The following is a 15,666-nucleotide window of genomic DNA, read 5'->3' on the forward strand; positions in this document are numbered from 1 at the left end:
CCAATCGCCAATCACCAATCACGGCCCCTCATGGACAAAGTCTTCATAGAAGGCCTCGAGATCGAGGCACTGATCGGCATCTACGACTGGGAACGGCGGATCCGGCAGACCCTGGTGTTCGACCTGGAGATGGGCTTCGACAATCGCGTGCCGGCGGCCACCGATTCGATCGCCGACACCCTCGACTACAAGGCCGTGAGCAAACGCCTGATCGAGGTCGTGTCGCAGTCGGATTTCGGCCTGGTGGAAACGCTGGCGGAGCGCTGCGCCGGGATCGTGATGAGCGAGTTCAAGCTCGACTGGTTACGATTGAAGCTGAGCAAGCCGGGCGCGGTGCGCGGCGCGCGCGCGGTCGGCGTCATCATCGAACGTGTACGCACGCAGGACGGGAACGGGTAATTGCAGGCACATCTGGAGTCTTTTCGCACGGCGCTCGCGCCGTATCCCTGGGCCTACGCCGCGGTGGTGATCGCCGCGCTGCTGCTGGCGGCGTGGCTGGCGAACTGGCTGACCAAGCGCGTGCTGCTGCGCGGCATCCAGCGCGGCCTGCGCGCGACGGCGCTGGGCGGCGCGCATCACGACCGCGACGTGCAGTTGCGGGTGATCCCGCGCCTGGCCAACGTGGTGCCGGCGCTGGTGATCGCGGGCGGCGTGGCGGTGGTGCCGGACCTGCCGCCGCAGGTGGTCACGGTGGTGCGGGCGCTGTGCCAGGCCTTCATCGTGCTGACGGTGGCGCTGTCGGTCTCGCGCGCGCTGGACCTGGCGAACCAGTCCTACGAGCGGCGCCCGGACGCGCGCAACAAGCCGATCAAGGGCTACCTGCAGGTGGCCAAGATCGTGATGTTCGCGCTGGTGGCGATCTCGATCGTCGCCACCCTGATCGGCGCGCAGTTCCTGCACATCCTCACCGGCCTGGGCGCGGCGACGGCGGTGCTGATGCTGATCTTCCAGGACACGATCCTGTCGCTGGTGGCGAGCGTGCAGATCAGCAACGACGGCCGCGTGCGCATCGGCGACTGGATCGAGATGCCCTCGCAGAACGCCGACGGCGACGTGATCGACATCGCGCTGCACACGGTGACCGTGCAGAACTGGGACAAGACCATCACCACGGTCCCGACCAAGAAGCTGATCAGCGAATCGTTCAAGAACTGGCGCGGCATGACCGAGGCAGGCGGGCGCCGGGTCAAGCGCGCGCTGTACCTGGACCAGCACTCGGTGCGGTTCCTGGAGGACGACGAGATCGCGCGCCTGCGCCGCTTCGCGCTGATCGACGGCTACCTCGACGCCAAGGCCGGCGAACTGCGCGAGTGGAACGCGACCCTGGCCGAGCGGGGCACCGAAGCGGTGAACCGGCGTCGGGTCACCAACCTCGGCACCTTCCGTGCCTACGTCGAGCGCTACCTGCGCAGCCATCCGGGCGTCCACCAGCAGCTGACCCTGCTGGTGCGGCAGCTGCAGCCGACCGCCGAGGGCCTGCCGCTGGAGATCTACTGCTTCACCAGCGACACCGGCTGGTCGGCCCACGAGGCCATCCAGTCCGACATCTTCGACCACCTGCTGGCGATCCTGCCCGAGTTCGGACTGCGCGTGTTCCAGGCGATGGGCGATGGGCCCCTCGACGTCACCCTGCGCCGCGCCGAAGCTTCGCCGTCCGGCGACGATTGAGCCACGCCGCGACGGACGTGCGTTGACGGACGCGCGTTCCGGTGCCGCCGCCGATGCGCGATCATGGGCGCCCTCTCCGAGAGCGCGCCATGCCCACCGCCCACCTCAGCCTCGGCAGCAACCTCGATCCCGAGCGGCACCTGCGCGCTGCGATCGCGGCATTGCGCGAACGCTTCGACGAGGTGCGAGTATCGTCCGTCTACCGGTTCCCGGCGGTCGGCTACGATGGGCCCGACTTCCTCAATGCCGCGGCCTCGCTGCGCACCGACCTGTCGCCCGCCGCGCTCAACGCCTGGCTGCACGCGCTCGAGGACGCGCACGGGCGCGACCGCAGCGGGCCGCGCTACAGCGACCGCACCCTGGACATCGACATCGTCCTCTACGACGAGCTGGTCGCCGAAGGCGCAGGCAACCTGCGCATCCCGCGCGACGAGCTGCGCCACGCCTTCGTGCTCAAGCCGCTGGCGCAGATCGCGCCCGACGCGCTGCATCCGCTCGCGGGGAGGACGATCGCCGAGCTGTGGAGCGCGCATCCCGATCACGGCGTGGATTTCGAGCGGGTGGCGCTGGACTGAGCCGGCCGGGGCCGGGGCCGGGGCCGGGGCCGGCGCCAGTCGGAAGTCGGAAGTCGCCCCACCACTGTCATCCCGAACGAAGTGAGGGATCTTGCCTCCGATGCAACGCGGATCAGATCCCTCGCTGCGCTCGGGATGACAACTTCAATCTCGACGCTCTGCTCGGCGACGGTACTCCCCACGATTTCAACTTCGAACATCGCCGCGCAAGCAGGAACACCCGCTGCCTCCGCCCACCACCCGGATGTCGCCCTTCTGTCGAGACGACAGGCGGACCGATGTCCTTATCCCCAGTCGCCCGGACCCTGGCTCGGACGCTCGCACGGGCGCAGTGCGTTCCACGGTCACATCCGCCGCCCAACCCTGGTCGAGTAGGTGACATCCGTCAATTGCCGGCGCCGGGGCGTCCGGGCACGATGGCGGACATCCACGGAGGCGACACCATGTTCGACAAATTCTCGCGCAGTTGGGACCTGGTCAAGGCCAGCGCTTCGGTGCTGCGCTCGGACAAGGAGCTGATGCTGTTCCCGGTGATCTCCGGCCTCGTCACCCTGGTGGTGCTGGCGACCTTCCTGCTGCCGATGTTCGCGCTGCGGATCTTCGCCGACGGCTTCGGCGTCGGCGGCGTGGTGTTCGGCTTCGCGTTCTACTTCGTGCAGTACAGCGTGATGATCTTCTTCAACTGCGCGCTGGTCGGCGCGGCGATGATCCGCCTCGACGGCGGCGACCCGACCCTGGGCGACGGCTTCCGTGCCGCGCGGGCGCGGATCCCGGCGATCCTGGGTTACGCCGCGATCGCCGCGACCGTCGGCGTGCTGCTGCAGGGCCTGAAGCAGAAGGACAACTTCTTGGTACGCCTGATGGGCAGCGTGCTCGGCGCGGCGTGGACCCTGGCCACCTTCCTGGTGGTGCCGGTGCTGGTGTCGCGCGACATCGGTCCGATCGATGCGCTGAAGCAAAGCGTGTCGCTGCTCAAGCGCACCTGGGGCGAGAACGCGGTCGGGCAGGTCGGCATCGGCGCGGCGTTCGGTCTGATCACGGCGGCGGTGGCGATCGTCGGCTTCGGCCTGGCCTTCCTCGCGGCGCAGGCCTCGTTCGCGCTGGCGATCGTGGTCGGCGCGGTGGCGTTGCTGGCGGTGCTGCTGGTCGGCGTCTACCAGGCCGCGCTCAGCGGCATCTACTCGGCGGCGCTGTACCGCTACGCGGTCTCGCACGAGACCCCGGACGCATTCCGCGGGACCGACTTGGAGCACGCGTTCCTGCCGAAGGCCTGATTTCCGGAACCGAGGTCAGAGTATTCTCTGGCCCCGGTTTTCCCGATTCTCCCGGTCTTCTTCCGCATGTCATTTCGACCGGAGGAATAAATCTCCAGCCTCGGCCGCCCGGCTGCCTTTTCCTCGCCGGGTCGGCAGCAGCAGATTTCTCCCTTCGGTCGAAATGACAGTACGGGCTACAACGGCGTGCGTCCGCCGTCGACGGCGACCACCGAACCCGTGGTGTAGCCGGCGTCGCGCAGCAGCCACAACGCGGTGGCTGCGATCTCGTCGACCTGGCCGGTCCGCGCCAGCGCGGTATGGGCCAGGATCCTGTCCTGCATCGCCGGGTCGGGCGCGTCCTCCGGCCACAGGATCGCGCCGGGAGCGATCGCGTTGACCCGCACCGTGGGTGCCAACGCCACCGCCAGCGCGCGGGTCATCGCTTCCAGCGCACCCTTGCTGATCGCGTAGGCGGCCAGATCGGCGCGCGGCTGGCGGGCGTAGACGTCGCTGAGGTTGAGGATCGCGCCTTGCGTGACCGCCAGGTGCGGTGCCGCGGCCTGGGAGAGGAAGAACGGCGCGCGCAGATTGACGGCGAACAGCGCGTCCCACCGCGCCGGCGTCACGCTGCCCAACTGCGTCGGGAAGAACGTGGCGGCATTGTTGACCAGCGCATCGAGCCGGCCGAAGCGGCCGACGGCCTGCGCTACCAGTTCCGGCAGCCGGTCGAACTGCGCCAGGTCGGCTTGCAGCACGAGGGTGCTGTCCGCGCGTGCGGCCTCCAGCTCCGCGGCCAGCACGTCTGCTTCCGCACGCGAGTCGCGGCAATGAAGCGCGACCGCGTAGCCGGCTTCGTGCAGCCGGCGCGCGATCGCCGCGCCGAGGCGGCGTGCGGCGCCGGTGACCAGGGCGACGCGGGGCGGTACTGGCATGGCGTGCTCCGGAATGCCGTTATCCTGTGCATTGTCGCCGCTGCCGCCGCCCGATGCCCGATTCCCCGCTTTCCGACGAAGCGCTTGCGCACAGCGCACGCCTGCAGGCGCTGATCCGCGAACAGATCGCGGCCGCCGGCGGGGCGATCCCGTTCTGGCGCTTCATGGAGCTGGCCCTGTACGCGCCCGGCTTGGGCTACTACAGCGCGGGCGCCACGAAGTTCGGCGAAGCCGGCGATTTCGTCACCGCGCCCGAACTCGGCCCCCTGTTCGCCGGCTGTGTGGCGCAGGCGCTGGCGCCGGTGCTCCGAGAGCTCGGCAAGGACGCACGCCTGCTCGAGATCGGCGCAGGCAGCGGGCGGTTCGCCGAACACGCCATCGCGCGGCTGCTGGAGCTCGACGCGATGCCGGCGCGCTACGCGATCCTCGAACCCAGCGCCGACCTGCGCCAGCGTCAGCGAGAACACCTGTCGCGATGCCTGGCGCCGCCGGCGTTCGACCGGGTCGAATGGCTCGACGGGCCGATGCCGGACGACTGGAACGGCGTGCTGTTCGCCAACGAGGTGATCGACGCGCTGCCGACGCCACGGTTCGCGATCCGCGGCGGCGAAGTGTTCGAGGAGCATGTCGCGTTCGACGACGGCGGATTCGTGCGCAGCGAGCGGCCGGCCGACGCGCTGCTGGCCGCGGCGGTACGACATGTCGAGCGCCAGCTCGATGCGCCGTTCGCCGAAGGCTATCGTTCGGAGCTGCTGCCACAACTGCCGTACTGGCTGCAGGCGGTCGCGGGCGGCCTGAAATCCGGCGCGATGCTGTTCGTCGACTACGGCCATCCGCGCCGCGAGTACTACGATCCGCGCCGCGGCGACGGCACGTTGCGCGCGTTCCACCGCCATCGCGTGGTGGACGACGTACTGGCACGCGTCGGTCTGCAGGACATAACCGCCTCGGTGGACTTCACCGCGCTGGCCGAAGCCGGCACCGGCGCCGGCTTCGAGTTCGCCGGCTACTGCACCCAGGCCAGCTTCCTGATCGGCAACGGGCTGGAGCAGTGCCTGGCCGCGCACGAGGCGCGGGCCGCCGACGAGGCCGCGCGCTATGCGCTGCGCCAGCAGGCCAAGGCGCTGACGCTGCCGGGCGGGATGGGTGAGCGCTTCCAGGCCATGGGGTTCGCACGCGGGGCCGGGTTCGATGCGGCCTTCCTGCTCGGCGACCTGAGCTTCCGCCTGTGAGCGGGCTGCGCTTCGGCCGTTCGCTCAAGCCGCTGCGGCATCCGCGCGCCTGGTGCGCGCTGTGGTGTCTGGCGATCGCAGTGGTGGTGGTGGCTTCGCTGATGCCGCCGCCACCGATGCCGGACTTCGACCACAGCGACAAGTGGTCGCATTTTCTCGGTTACTTCGTGCTGGCCGCGTGCGCGGTGCAACTATTCCGCAACTGGGCGGCGCTGCTCGGCGCCGGGCTGGGGCTGGTGCTGCTCGGCATCGGCATCGAGCATGCGCAGGGCGCACTGTCCACCGGACGCACGTTCGACATGAAGGACGCGCTGGCGAACACGCTCGGCGTCGTCGCCGGCCTCGGCATCCGGCTCACGCCGTTGCGCGACCTGCTGCTGCGGATCGACGGAACGCCTGGCGGCACGGGTTGAGCGACGGCACGATCCGGGTCGCGGACAGCGGGAGCGCGGGATGGAGAAGATCGATTTCAAGCATGAGCTGAAACAGCTCTACCACGCGTCGGCGAAGGCGGTCGTGGAAGTGGATGTCCCGCGCCTGCGCTTCCTGATGGTCGATGGCGCGGGCGATCCGAACACCTCGCCCGCCTATGCGAGCGCTGTCGAAGCCTTGTATGCGTCGTCCTGGGCCGTGAAGTTCGCGGCGAAGAAGGCGCAGGGCATCGACTACGTGGTGATGCCGCTCGAAGGGCTCTGGTGGTCGGGGGACATGGGCGCCTTCGCCTCCGGCGACAGGGCGAAATGGCGATGGACGATGATGATCCTGCAGCCGGACGTCGTCGACGAGGCGACGATCCTCGCGGGCATCGCGCAGGCGGAGCGGAAGCGGCCCATTCCAGCGGCCAGCCGTCCCCGGCTGGAATCGTTCGAGGAAGGACGCTGCGCGCAGGTGCTGCACGTCGGGCCCTACCGCGAGGAGGGCCCCACCATCGAACGCGTGCATGCCTTCATCCGCGAACGCGCGGTGCTGGCAGGCAGGCACCACGAGATCTACCTCGGCGATCCGCGCCGCACGGCCCCGGCGCGGCTGCGGACCATCCTCCGCCAGCCGATGGCGTGAGGCGCGGCCGGACCGATGCCCTGCACGCGGTCGATCCGGCCGGCGGCGTAGCCCGGATAAGGCCGCAGGCCGCATCCGGGTTCCGGGCCCGGGACGTGACGCGCGATGGGAGGTGGAGATACGCCCCGGGTGCGCTGCGCTTACCCGGGCTACGCGGGGGGTCGGATTCGCGTAGCCCGGATAAGGCCGCAGGCCGCATCCGGGATCCGGGCTTCAGTGGGGCACGAGCGCGACGCGGTCGACCACCCACATCGCCGGGCGCGTGTCGCCGGTGGCGGTGAAGCACAGGTCGGTGCGGCCGCTGATCGCTTCGAACGGCACCTCGACCTCGATGAAGCCGTCGGCGCCGGCCGCGGCCGGCAGCGGCTGCCGTGCCACGGTCTGGCCATTGCAGCCGCCCGTCTGCACCAGCAGTTCGCCGTGCTCGGTCTGCGCCGCCATGAACTTGCGCGCCGGCTCGTCGTGGGCGAGCTGGAAGTAGTAGGGCATCCGCCCCAGCCGCACCTTGACCGATGCGATGCCGTCGAGATCGGCGTCGGTCCACAGCCAGCAGGGGTAGAAGATGGTCACGTTGTAGAGCGCGCGTTCGCCGTCGACCGGGCCATCGTCCTCCAGGCGCAGCAGCAGGCGGCCGGTGTCGGGACAGGTCGCGAGTTGCTCGTCGCTGCGCACCAGCAGGCTGGCGGCGTCGTAGGCGTGTCGCGTGGCCGCGGCCAGCGCCGTGGTGCCGGCGAATGCGGCGGCGCGGATCTCGACCGGCAACGGTGCCGCGACCGGCGCCTCGTACAGCGGCGAGTCCGCATCCGGCTCGCTGCCGTCGACGGTGTAGCGGATGGCGTAGCCCAGCGGGTTCTCCAGCGCCACCTCCACCATGCCCGCGCCACGATCGTCCTTCGCCGTGGCCAGCACCTCGAACGGCGTCTGCGCGTAGGCGATGCCGAAGGCGCGGTAGCGCGCCAGCTGCGCCGGCAGGCGGGTGAGGAAGTCGGCGTAGTCCTTGCGCCCGGCCGGGGACCATGCCGATTCGGCCAGCGCGGCCACGCGCGGGAAGAGCGCGTGCTGCACCCGCGGCCAGGTGCGCATGTGTTCGGTCCAGACATTGGCCTGCACCCCGAGGATGTGCTTGCGCTGTTCGGCAGTGAGCACCTCGGGCACCGGCTCGAAGTCGTAGACCGTCTGCAGCGTGACCTGGGTGGGCCGGCCCGGCGGCTCGTTCGGCGACATCGTCTGCAGATAGTCGAGGTAGAGCTTGTCCCACGGCGTCATCACCACGTCGTGACCGGCCCGGGCCGCGGCGATTCCGCCCTCGGTGCCGCGCCAGAACATCACCGTCGCCCGCGGCGGCAGGCCGCCGTCGAGGATCTCGTCCCAGCCCAGCAGGCGCCGGCCCTTGCCCTCGAGATAGGTCTCGAGCCGCTTGATGAACCAGCTCTGCAGCGCGGTCTCGTCGGCGATGCCGAGTTCCTTCATCCGCGCCTGCACGATCGGCGACTGCTGCCACTGGTCCTTGACCGCCTCGTCGCCACCGATGTGGATGTAGGTCGAGGGAAACAGGGCGACGATTTCGTCGAGCACGTCCTCGATGAAGACGAAGGTCTCCTCCTCGACGTTGAACAGGTACTGGTGCACGCCCCACTCGTTGGAGGCCGGCGGCGTGTCGCCGAGCGAGCCGTACTGCGGGTAGGCGGCGACGATCGCCTGCACGTGGCCGGGCATGTCGAATTCCGGCACCACGGTGATGTGGCGCTGCGCGGCGTAGGCGACGATGTCCCGGATCTGGTCCTGGGTGTAGTAGCCGCAGTAGGGGCGGGTTTCGCCGGTCGCCGGGTCGGTGCCGGCTTCGCCCGCGGGGATGCGGCACGCGGCGACTTCCATCAGCTTCGGATACTTCGGAATCTCGATGCGCCAGCCCTGATCGTCGGTCAGGTGCCAGTGGAAGACGTTGAGCTTGTGCCGGGCCATGGCATCGAGCAACTGCTTGATCTCGTCCACCGACTGGAAGTGCCGGGCGGAATCGAGCATCACCCCGCGCCAGCCGAAGCGCGGCGCGTCCTCGATGCGCAGCGCGGGGATGCGCACGGCCTGCCCCTGCGCCGAGGACAGCAGTTGCCAGAGCGTGACCGCGCCGTAGAACAGGCCGCGCTCGTTGGCCGCAGCCACGCGCACGCCCTGTGGCGCGACCTCGAGCGCGTAGGCCTCGGGCGCGTCGGCGGGCATGGACGGGTCGAGCACGAACGTGATCGCGGGCTCGGCACCGGCGCCGGCCAGCGCCGGCGTGACGCCCTGGGTGGTGGCCACCAGGCTCGCGAACGAGACCGCGACCCGGCGCGCGGCCTCGCCCTCCGCGACCATCTGCGTGCCGCGGTCGAAGCGAAAACTGCCCTCGCGCGTCTGCACCGAGGCCGGTGTCGGGATCAGCGCGGGGCGTGCCGTCGCTTCCGCCACCGAAGGCGCCGGCGGCGGCGCGGACTCGCGGTCGCAGGCGGCCAGCAGGGTGCAGCAGGACAGGGTCAGCGCCAGGCGCCAGTTACGTCGCATCGGGGTCATCTCGTTATTCCTGGATCACGGTCGGACGATAGCGAAAAAAAGCGGGCCTGGAGAGATCCAGGCCCGGGAGGTAAACGTCTCGTAGGAATCCGCCCGGCGGGCCCGCCCGATCGTCAGAACCGGAAACGCAGGTTGAGGTAGTACTGGCGGCCGTTGCTGTAGAACGCGTGCGGCAGGTAGCCCGGCACGGCGGCGTTCTCGGTGTAGTACTTGAGCGTCGGGTCGTTGAGGTTGAGCGCGTCCAGGCTGACGGTCAGGTAGTCGGTCGCCTTGAATCCGAGCGAGGCGGACAGGGTGGCGAAGTCGTCCTGGTAGAAGTTGTCCGCGCGGCTGACGCCCGCGTAGAACGAGCTGCGGTAGCTGTAGTTCACGCGTGCGTTGAAGCGGTCGTTCTCGTAGAACGCGGACAGGTTGAAGGTGTCCTTCGAGGTGCCGTTGAGTGGCTTGTCGCCGTCGGCCTCGCCATCGACATAGGTGTAGTTGGCGTTGATGCCGAAATTCTCGCCGATCGGCTGCTCGTAGGTCAGCTCGATGCCGCGCGCCTTGCCGTTGGAGTTGACCGGGATCGAGACCAGGTAGTCGCTGTACACGTCGGTGCCGGCCTCCTGGCTGGCCTGCTGGTCCTTGTACTGGATGATCACGTTGCCGAAGTCGACATAGCCGTCCAGGTCCATGGTGAACACGCTCGCCGCCAGCAGGGCGCGCGGTGCGAAGTACCATTCCAGCGAGGCGTCGAAGTTGGTCGACACCAGCGGGTCGAGGTTCGGATTGCCGCCGCTGCCCTCGTGGGTCAGGTCGTTGAGCGTCAGCGATCCCGCGAGCGCGGAGAAGTCCGGACGCGTCATGGTCTTGCTGCCGGATACGCGCGCAACCAGATCCTCGGTCAGTTCGAACTTGAAGTTCACGCTGGGGAGGAGCTCGTTGTAGTCGTTGTTGACCACCACCGGCAGGTAGTCTCCGAACGCCGAACCCGTCACCGCGCCCGGAACGCCGGAGTCGAGTGCCAGCGCCTGGTTGTAGTGGATGTCGGAGGTGGTGCGCACGTAGCGCAGGCCCGCGTTGCCGCTCCAGCGATCACCGCCGAAATTGAGCTGGGTGTATACAGCGTTGATGTCTTCCTGCACGCCGTACACGTCGGAGAAGTAGAACCGCTCGGGATTGTTGCGGTTGGCGAACGTGGCGTTGATCTGGGCGAGCTGCTCGGGCGTGTAGAACCAGATCCCGGACGGCACGTTGCCGCCGATGCCGCTGCCGAAATCGCCGGGATAGTATCCGCCCGCGTCCGGATAGGCGTTGATGTCCTGCCAGTTGCTGGCCCAGTTCGGACCCTGGGCGAGCGAGAAGTCGTTGCTGCGCTCATGGGTGGCGTAGCGGTAGCCGAAGTCCAGCGAGGACACGATACCGTCGAAGAAGAACTGGCCGTCGACCGAGGCCCAGTCCTCCTTGTCCAGCACGTCGATGCCCTGGGCGCCGAAGATCCAGCCGCTCTGCGGCAGGTGCGTGGCGGCGGTGTTGGTGCCGCCCAGCGACCAGTCGAGCGGGCTGTCGACGCCGTTCATGCGCCAGCTGGCGCCGCCGTTGCCGGCCAGGCCGGTCTCCAGCACGTCCTGGGTGGGGCTGCTGCCGTTGCCCTTGGTGGCGCCGACCTGGAAGGCGAAGCGCAGCGCGTCGCTCGCGTCCCACTCCGCGTCGAGCGTGATGTAGCGGGAGGTCGATTCCGCGCCAGGACGCGAGATCATGTCGTAGACGCCATAGGGCGTCACCGTGCCGCTAGTGACCGGATCGTAAGTGGCGCTGGTGAGCACGCCGTTCTCCACCGTGTAGGCGCTCGGCGTCTGCGAGTTGACGAACTGGCTGGCCCACATCATGTAGTTGCGGTTGTAGTTGTCGGCCTTCAGCAGCGAGTAGAACGCGTTGACGTTCAGGGTGAGGCTGTCGGTGGGCTTGACCTCGATGTTGGCGACGCCGCCCTGGCGCTTGCGTACCTGTTCGAACAGCACCGCGCCCAGCAGGTTGGGATACAGGACTCCGTCGAGTGCCGGATCGTCGGAGCTGATGGTGCCGTAGCCGCCAACCACTTCCTGGCCGTCGCGGCGCAGGCTCCGCTCCTCGTTGAACACCTGCACCATCAGGCCGGCGGTGCGCTCTTCGTTGCGCACGTTGAGCAGCGCGTCGAACTGCGGCTTGGTGTCGCCGGGGAGATCCGAATGCACCGCGCCGATGGAGCCCTGAATGGTGAGCGGGTCGGCGAACTGCAGCGGCCGCCGGGTGATGATGTTCACCGAGCCCGCGGTGCCGCCCTCGACCAGCTTGGCCTGCGAGGTCTTGTGCACCACGACCCGGTCGACGATCTCGGAGGGATACAGGGAATAGCTCACGCTGCGGCCGACGTTGCCCACCTGGCTGAGCACGAACCAGTCGCCCGTGCCGATGGTATGACCGTTGACCAGGGTCTGGGTGAGGCTGGGGTTGGTGCCGCGCAAGCTGACGCGGTCGGCCTCGTCGAACCCGCCTTCGCTGGCGCTGGAGGAGGCAATGTTCACGCCCGGCAGCTGGCGTAGCGTGTCGGCGACGTTCTTCGCCGGCAGCTTGCCCACGTCCTCGGCGGTGACTACCTCGACGTGGGTGCTGGCTTCGCGCTTGGCGTCGAGCGCCTTCTCGATGCTGCCGCGGATGCCGGTGACGACGACCGTGTCGAGATTGGTGGCCTCCTCGGAGGGCGGGGCGGCGCGCTCGTCCAGCGAGGAGTCCTGCGCGTGCGCGCTCGCGGCGAGGCCGATGCTCATGGCGATTGCGGCCGACAACATGGATCTGCGGTACTTCATGGCGGTACTCCCCTACTTGGAATGGGTTGGCTGCGTGCGGATGGGTGTCGTGGGAGGCGGGAATCCGTTCACCCGTTATCGTTCTGGGATTGGTCGAGGTACCAACCGGCGGCGCCGATCACGCCCAGTTGCCCGTGATCGACCAGGGTCACGGGGATGCGGAGCAACGCCTCGCGCATCGGTCCCTTGTCGAGGAACCGCTGCACGAAGCTGCTGTGTGCGAGGAAATCGCGGATCTGCGGCAGGATCCCGCCGGCGAGATAGACCCCGCCGTGCGCGCCGTAGAGCAGCGCCATGTCGCCGACGGCGCTGCCGAGCAGGCCGCAGAACAGCTCGAGGGCGTCGCGCGCGAGCGGATCGTCGCCGCTGCGGGCGGCGGCGGTGATCGCGGCGGGCGTGGCGTGAGCGGGTTGGATGCCGCGCACCCGCGCCAGCGCCGCGTGCAGCCGGACCAGGCCGGGGCCCGATAGCGCGTGTTCGATCGGAACGTGGCGCCGTTCGCGCAGGAACTCGCGCAGGATCTCGATTTCCGCTTCGGTGGAAACGGTCAGCGCCGCCTGCCCGGCTTCGGTGGCGAGCACGACGGCGTGCCCGCGGTCCGGAATCCGCACCGCGGCGCCGAGCCCGGTGCCAGGCCCGACCACCAGCACCGGTCCCGGCGGTGCACGCTCGGGGCCGGACAGGTGCAGCAGCGATTGCGCGCCCGCCGCTTCCACGGCGTGGGCGACCGCCTCGAAATCGTTGACCAGGCGCAGATCCTCGAAGCGCAGCTGCGTGCGGATGCGCTGCGGCACGACCGGCCACGGCAGGTTCACCGACAGCAGCGATCCGTCCTCCAGCGGGTGTCCGGCGCAGGCGATCACGCCGTGGCGGACCGGGGCGGAGGCCGGCAGCTCGGCGAGGTAGGCCTCGAGGATGGCCGCCAGTGCGGGGAAATCCGCGCAGGCGTACTTGCGATAGTGCCCGACCCGGATCGGGCCGTCGTCGTGCACCAGACCGACGCGCACGTGGGTGCCGCCGACATCGGCCGCGATGAACGGCGTGCGGGCCGGCTGGCGGCCGGCGGCGGGCAGGGGACGGGTCGTTGCTCCCACACGGGCTCCTGCGGATCGCCACCCGCGGGACGCGGCGGCGTTGGCGCAGTGTCGGCAGGTCGTGACAACGATGTCAAGAGAGGATGACATTACCGCGAACCGACCAGCGGGAATGCGTGCGTACCCAGAACGATGGGTCGTCTCGCGTCGATATCGTTCTTCATATCGTCGTAAAAACGGAACCGACGGTCGATGTCCAGCCCATGTCCCACGCCGCGCATGTTGCAGGACAACACCTGTCGACGCGCGATGGCTCCACTCGTGGAGGGCGTGTGCTCTGGCAATCCCGGCGAAACTATGACAACGTTAGTCACCCTGTCCGAGGGCAGGACAACGAGGGCAGGAAGGCAGATGAGCGAGGTATCGGCCAGTCCGCGCAAGCCGACGATCCGCACCGTGGCCGAGCGCGCCGGGGTGTCGCTGAAGACCGTCTCGCGCGTGATCAACAACGAGCCGTCGGTGCTGCCGGCGACCCGCGCCCGCGTGCTGCAGACCATCGCCGAACTCGACTACGAACCGGACCCCTCCGCGCGCAACCTGCGCAGCGCCAGCGCCTACGTGATCGGGCTGGTGTACGACAACCCGAACCCGTACCACATCATCGGCCTGCAGAACGGCGTGCTCTCCGCCTGCCGCGAAACCGGCTTCGGCTTGCAGATCCATCCCTGCGACGCGACCTCGCCGCTGCTGGCCGACGAACTGGTCGAACTGGTGCAGCGCTCGCGCCTGGCCGGGCTGGTGCTGACCGCGCCGATCTCCGAACGCGCCGAACTGATCGAGGCGCTGGAGCAGGCAGGCGTGCGCGCCACCCGCATCATCGCCGCAGCCGAAGACCCCGACGATGGCCATCCCTGCGTCTACGTCGACGACCGCGACGCCGCCTACGAGATCACCGAGCATCTGGTCCAGCTCGGCCACCAGCGCATCGGCTTCCTCTGGGGCGGCCAGGAACACCGCTCCAGTTCCGAGCGTTACCTGGGCTACGAGCAGGCGCTGAAGGATTACGGCATCACCCTCGACAAGCACCTCGTGGTCCCCGGCGACTACACCTTCGACGACGGTTTCCGCGGCGCGCGCCGGCTGCTGGCGCTGCGCGATCCGCCGACCGCGATCTTCGGTTCCAACGACGAGATCGCCGCCGGCGTGCTGGCCGCGGCCAAGTCCGCCGGCATGAACGTGCCCTACGACCTGTCGATCGCCGGCTTCGAGGACAGCCCGTTCTCGCGCCAGTCGTGGCCGGCGCTGACCACCGCCAAGCAGGCCACCGAGGAGATCGCGCGCCACGCCGCGCGGATGCTGATCGCCGGCCTGCGCCCGGATGCCGCCGCCACGCACAACCAGGGCTTCGTGCCGCAGCTGGTGGTGCGCGGCTCCACCGCGCCGGTGCGTCCGCGCGCGCAGCCGGCGAGCGAAGCATGAATGCGCTGATCGAAGCGGACGCGTTGCGCGCGCGCGCGGCATCGACCCGGATGTTCCGCGAAGCCGCGGAGGCCGCTGGCGTGGTGGCCTCGCAGTTCGTCGCCAACCGCGACGTGCTGGCCGGGCTCGCGGCCGACCTGCGGCGCCGCCCGCCGGCCTTCGTCGCCACCTGCGCGCGTGGCAGCTCGGACCACGCGGCGACCTATGCCAAGGCGCTGTTCGAGACCCAGCTGGGCGTGGTCACGGCCTCGGTGTCGCCGTCGATCGGCTCGGTCTACCGCGTCCCGCAGCGGCTGGGCGACGCGCTGTTCATCGCGATCTCGCAGTCGGGCCGCAGCCCGGACCTTCTGCGCAACGCCGAGGCCGCGCGCGCGGCCGGCGCGCGGGTGGTCGCGCTGGTGAACGTCGAGGATTCGCCGTTGGCGGCGCTGGCCGACGTGGTGGTGCCATTGCATGCCGGGCCCGAGCGCAGCGTGGCCGCGACCAAGAGCTACCTGGCATCGCTGTCGGCATTGCTGCAACTGGTTGCATTGTGGAGCGACGACTTCGCCCTGCTCGACGCGCTGGAGCGGCTGCCCAACGCGATGCGCGCGGCCTGGGACTGCGACTGGTCGTCGGCCGGCGACGGCCTGGTGGGCGCGCACAAACTGTTCGTGCTCGGCCGTGGCCTCGGCCTCGGCGCCGCGCAGGAAGCGGCGCTCAAGTTCAAGGAAACCTGCGGCCTGCATGCCGAGGCCTACAGCTCGGCCGAGGTGAAGCACGGGCCGATGGCGCTGGTCGGTCCTGGCTTCCCCGTGCTGATCCTCGACCAGCCGGACGAGACCGGCGCCGGCACCCGGGCGCTGGCCGGGGAATTCCGCGCGCGTGGCGCGCAAGTGTGGCTGGCGTCCTGCGGCGGCGAGGCGGATCTTCCGGTGTTGCCGGCGCCGCACGCGGCCTGTGCGCCGCTGCTGCTGGTGCAGAGCTTCTACCGGATGGTGAACGCGCTGTCGCTCGCGCGCGGCCACGACCCGGACACGCCGCCGCACCTGAACAAGGTCACGGAAACGGTCTGAGGAC

The 15,666-nt window shown here is 69.4% G+C and carries 13 protein-coding genes; 9 read left to right on the top strand and 4 right to left on the bottom strand.

Annotation, left to right across the window (positions count from 1 at the left end; all coding sequences use genetic code 11):
* Window positions 1-30 precede the first annotated feature (30 nt).
* The 4 genes from folB (at window position 31) to JMO03_RS05850 (ending at window position 3,517) form a co-directional block, all read left to right on the top strand.
* Entirely contained in the window at window positions 31-399 is a 369-nt protein-coding gene (gene folB, locus JMO03_RS05835) for a dihydroneopterin aldolase (RefSeq protein ID WP_202841340.1), read from the top strand.
* Window positions 400-1,668, top strand: coding sequence for a mechanosensitive ion channel family protein (locus JMO03_RS05840; RefSeq protein WP_202841342.1), 1,269 nt, complete (start codon window positions 400-402; stop codon window positions 1,666-1,668).
* An 89-nt stretch (window positions 1,669-1,757) separates the two neighbouring features.
* Complete coding sequence (folK, locus tag JMO03_RS05845) at window positions 1,758-2,243, top strand: 2-amino-4-hydroxy-6-hydroxymethyldihydropteridine diphosphokinase (protein ID WP_202841344.1); 486 nt, start codon at window positions 1,758-1,760, stop codon at window positions 2,241-2,243.
* 443 nt (window positions 2,244-2,686) lie between these two features.
* Window positions 2,687-3,517 (top strand): DUF6159 family protein, encoded by an 831-nt coding sequence (locus JMO03_RS05850; RefSeq protein ID WP_202841346.1) that lies wholly within the window; start codon window positions 2,687-2,689, stop codon window positions 3,515-3,517.
* Window positions 3,518-3,693: 176 nt separating this feature from the next.
* Here JMO03_RS05850 and JMO03_RS05855 read toward each other — a convergent pair whose 3' ends face one another.
* Entirely contained in the window at window positions 3,694-4,431 is a 738-nt protein-coding gene (locus JMO03_RS05855; RefSeq protein ID WP_202841348.1) for a pteridine reductase, read from the bottom strand.
* 53 nt (window positions 4,432-4,484) lie between these two features.
* Here JMO03_RS05855 and JMO03_RS05860 point away from each other — a divergent pair, with 53 nt between their 5' ends.
* The 3 genes from JMO03_RS05860 to JMO03_RS05870 are packed head-to-tail and all read left to right on the top strand — an operon-like array spanning window position 4,485 to window position 6,722.
* Window positions 4,485-5,663 carry a class I SAM-dependent methyltransferase gene (locus tag JMO03_RS05860; protein ID WP_202841350.1) on the top strand — a complete coding sequence of 393 codons (1,179 nt, stop codon included), beginning with the start codon at window positions 4,485-4,487 and terminating at the stop codon, window positions 5,661-5,663.
* Window positions 5,660-6,076 (top strand): VanZ family protein, encoded by a 417-nt coding sequence (locus tag JMO03_RS05865; protein ID WP_425491791.1) that lies wholly within the window; start codon window positions 5,660-5,662, stop codon window positions 6,074-6,076. The genes JMO03_RS05860 and JMO03_RS05865 overlap by 4 nt, the downstream gene beginning before the upstream one ends.
* Window positions 6,077-6,116: 40 nt before the next feature.
* Complete coding sequence (locus tag JMO03_RS05870) at window positions 6,117-6,722, top strand: GyrI-like domain-containing protein (protein ID WP_202841352.1); 606 nt, start codon at window positions 6,117-6,119, stop codon at window positions 6,720-6,722.
* Window positions 6,723-6,935: 213 nt separating this feature from the next.
* Here the strand turns inward: JMO03_RS05870 and JMO03_RS05875 are convergent, their stop codons facing one another.
* From JMO03_RS05875 to JMO03_RS05885, 3 genes are all read right to left on the bottom strand, one after another.
* Window positions 6,936-9,269 (bottom strand): family 20 glycosylhydrolase, encoded by a 2,334-nt coding sequence (locus tag JMO03_RS05875; protein ID WP_202841354.1) that lies wholly within the window; start codon window positions 9,267-9,269, stop codon window positions 6,936-6,938.
* A 113-nt stretch (window positions 9,270-9,382) separates the two neighbouring features.
* Entirely contained in the window at window positions 9,383-12,055 is a 2,673-nt protein-coding gene (locus JMO03_RS05880; RefSeq protein WP_425491792.1) for a TonB-dependent receptor, read from the bottom strand.
* A 107-nt stretch (window positions 12,056-12,162) separates the two neighbouring features.
* Window positions 12,163-13,188 (bottom strand): glucokinase, encoded by a 1,026-nt coding sequence (locus JMO03_RS05885; protein WP_337926369.1) that lies wholly within the window; start codon window positions 13,186-13,188, stop codon window positions 12,163-12,165.
* Window positions 13,189-13,539: 351 nt separating this feature from the next.
* Between JMO03_RS05885 and JMO03_RS05890 the strand changes: the two genes are divergently transcribed.
* Both JMO03_RS05890 and JMO03_RS05895 read left to right on the top strand, forming a co-directional pair.
* A complete protein-coding gene (locus tag JMO03_RS05890; RefSeq protein ID WP_202841372.1) occupies window positions 13,540-14,607 on the top strand; it encodes a LacI family DNA-binding transcriptional regulator in 1,068 nt (355 codons plus the stop codon).
* Window positions 14,604-15,662: an SIS domain-containing protein gene (locus tag JMO03_RS05895; RefSeq protein WP_425491793.1), complete on the top strand. Its 1,059-nt coding sequence runs from the start codon at window positions 14,604-14,606 to the stop codon at window positions 15,660-15,662. The genes JMO03_RS05890 and JMO03_RS05895 overlap by 4 nt, the downstream gene beginning before the upstream one ends.
* The last annotated feature ends 4 nt before the right edge of the window (window positions 15,663-15,666 follow it).

It is taken from the genome of Luteimonas saliphila (assembly GCF_016774335.1).
In the GTDB taxonomy this organism is placed as follows: domain Bacteria; phylum Pseudomonadota; class Gammaproteobacteria; order Xanthomonadales; family Xanthomonadaceae; genus Luteimonas; species Luteimonas saliphila.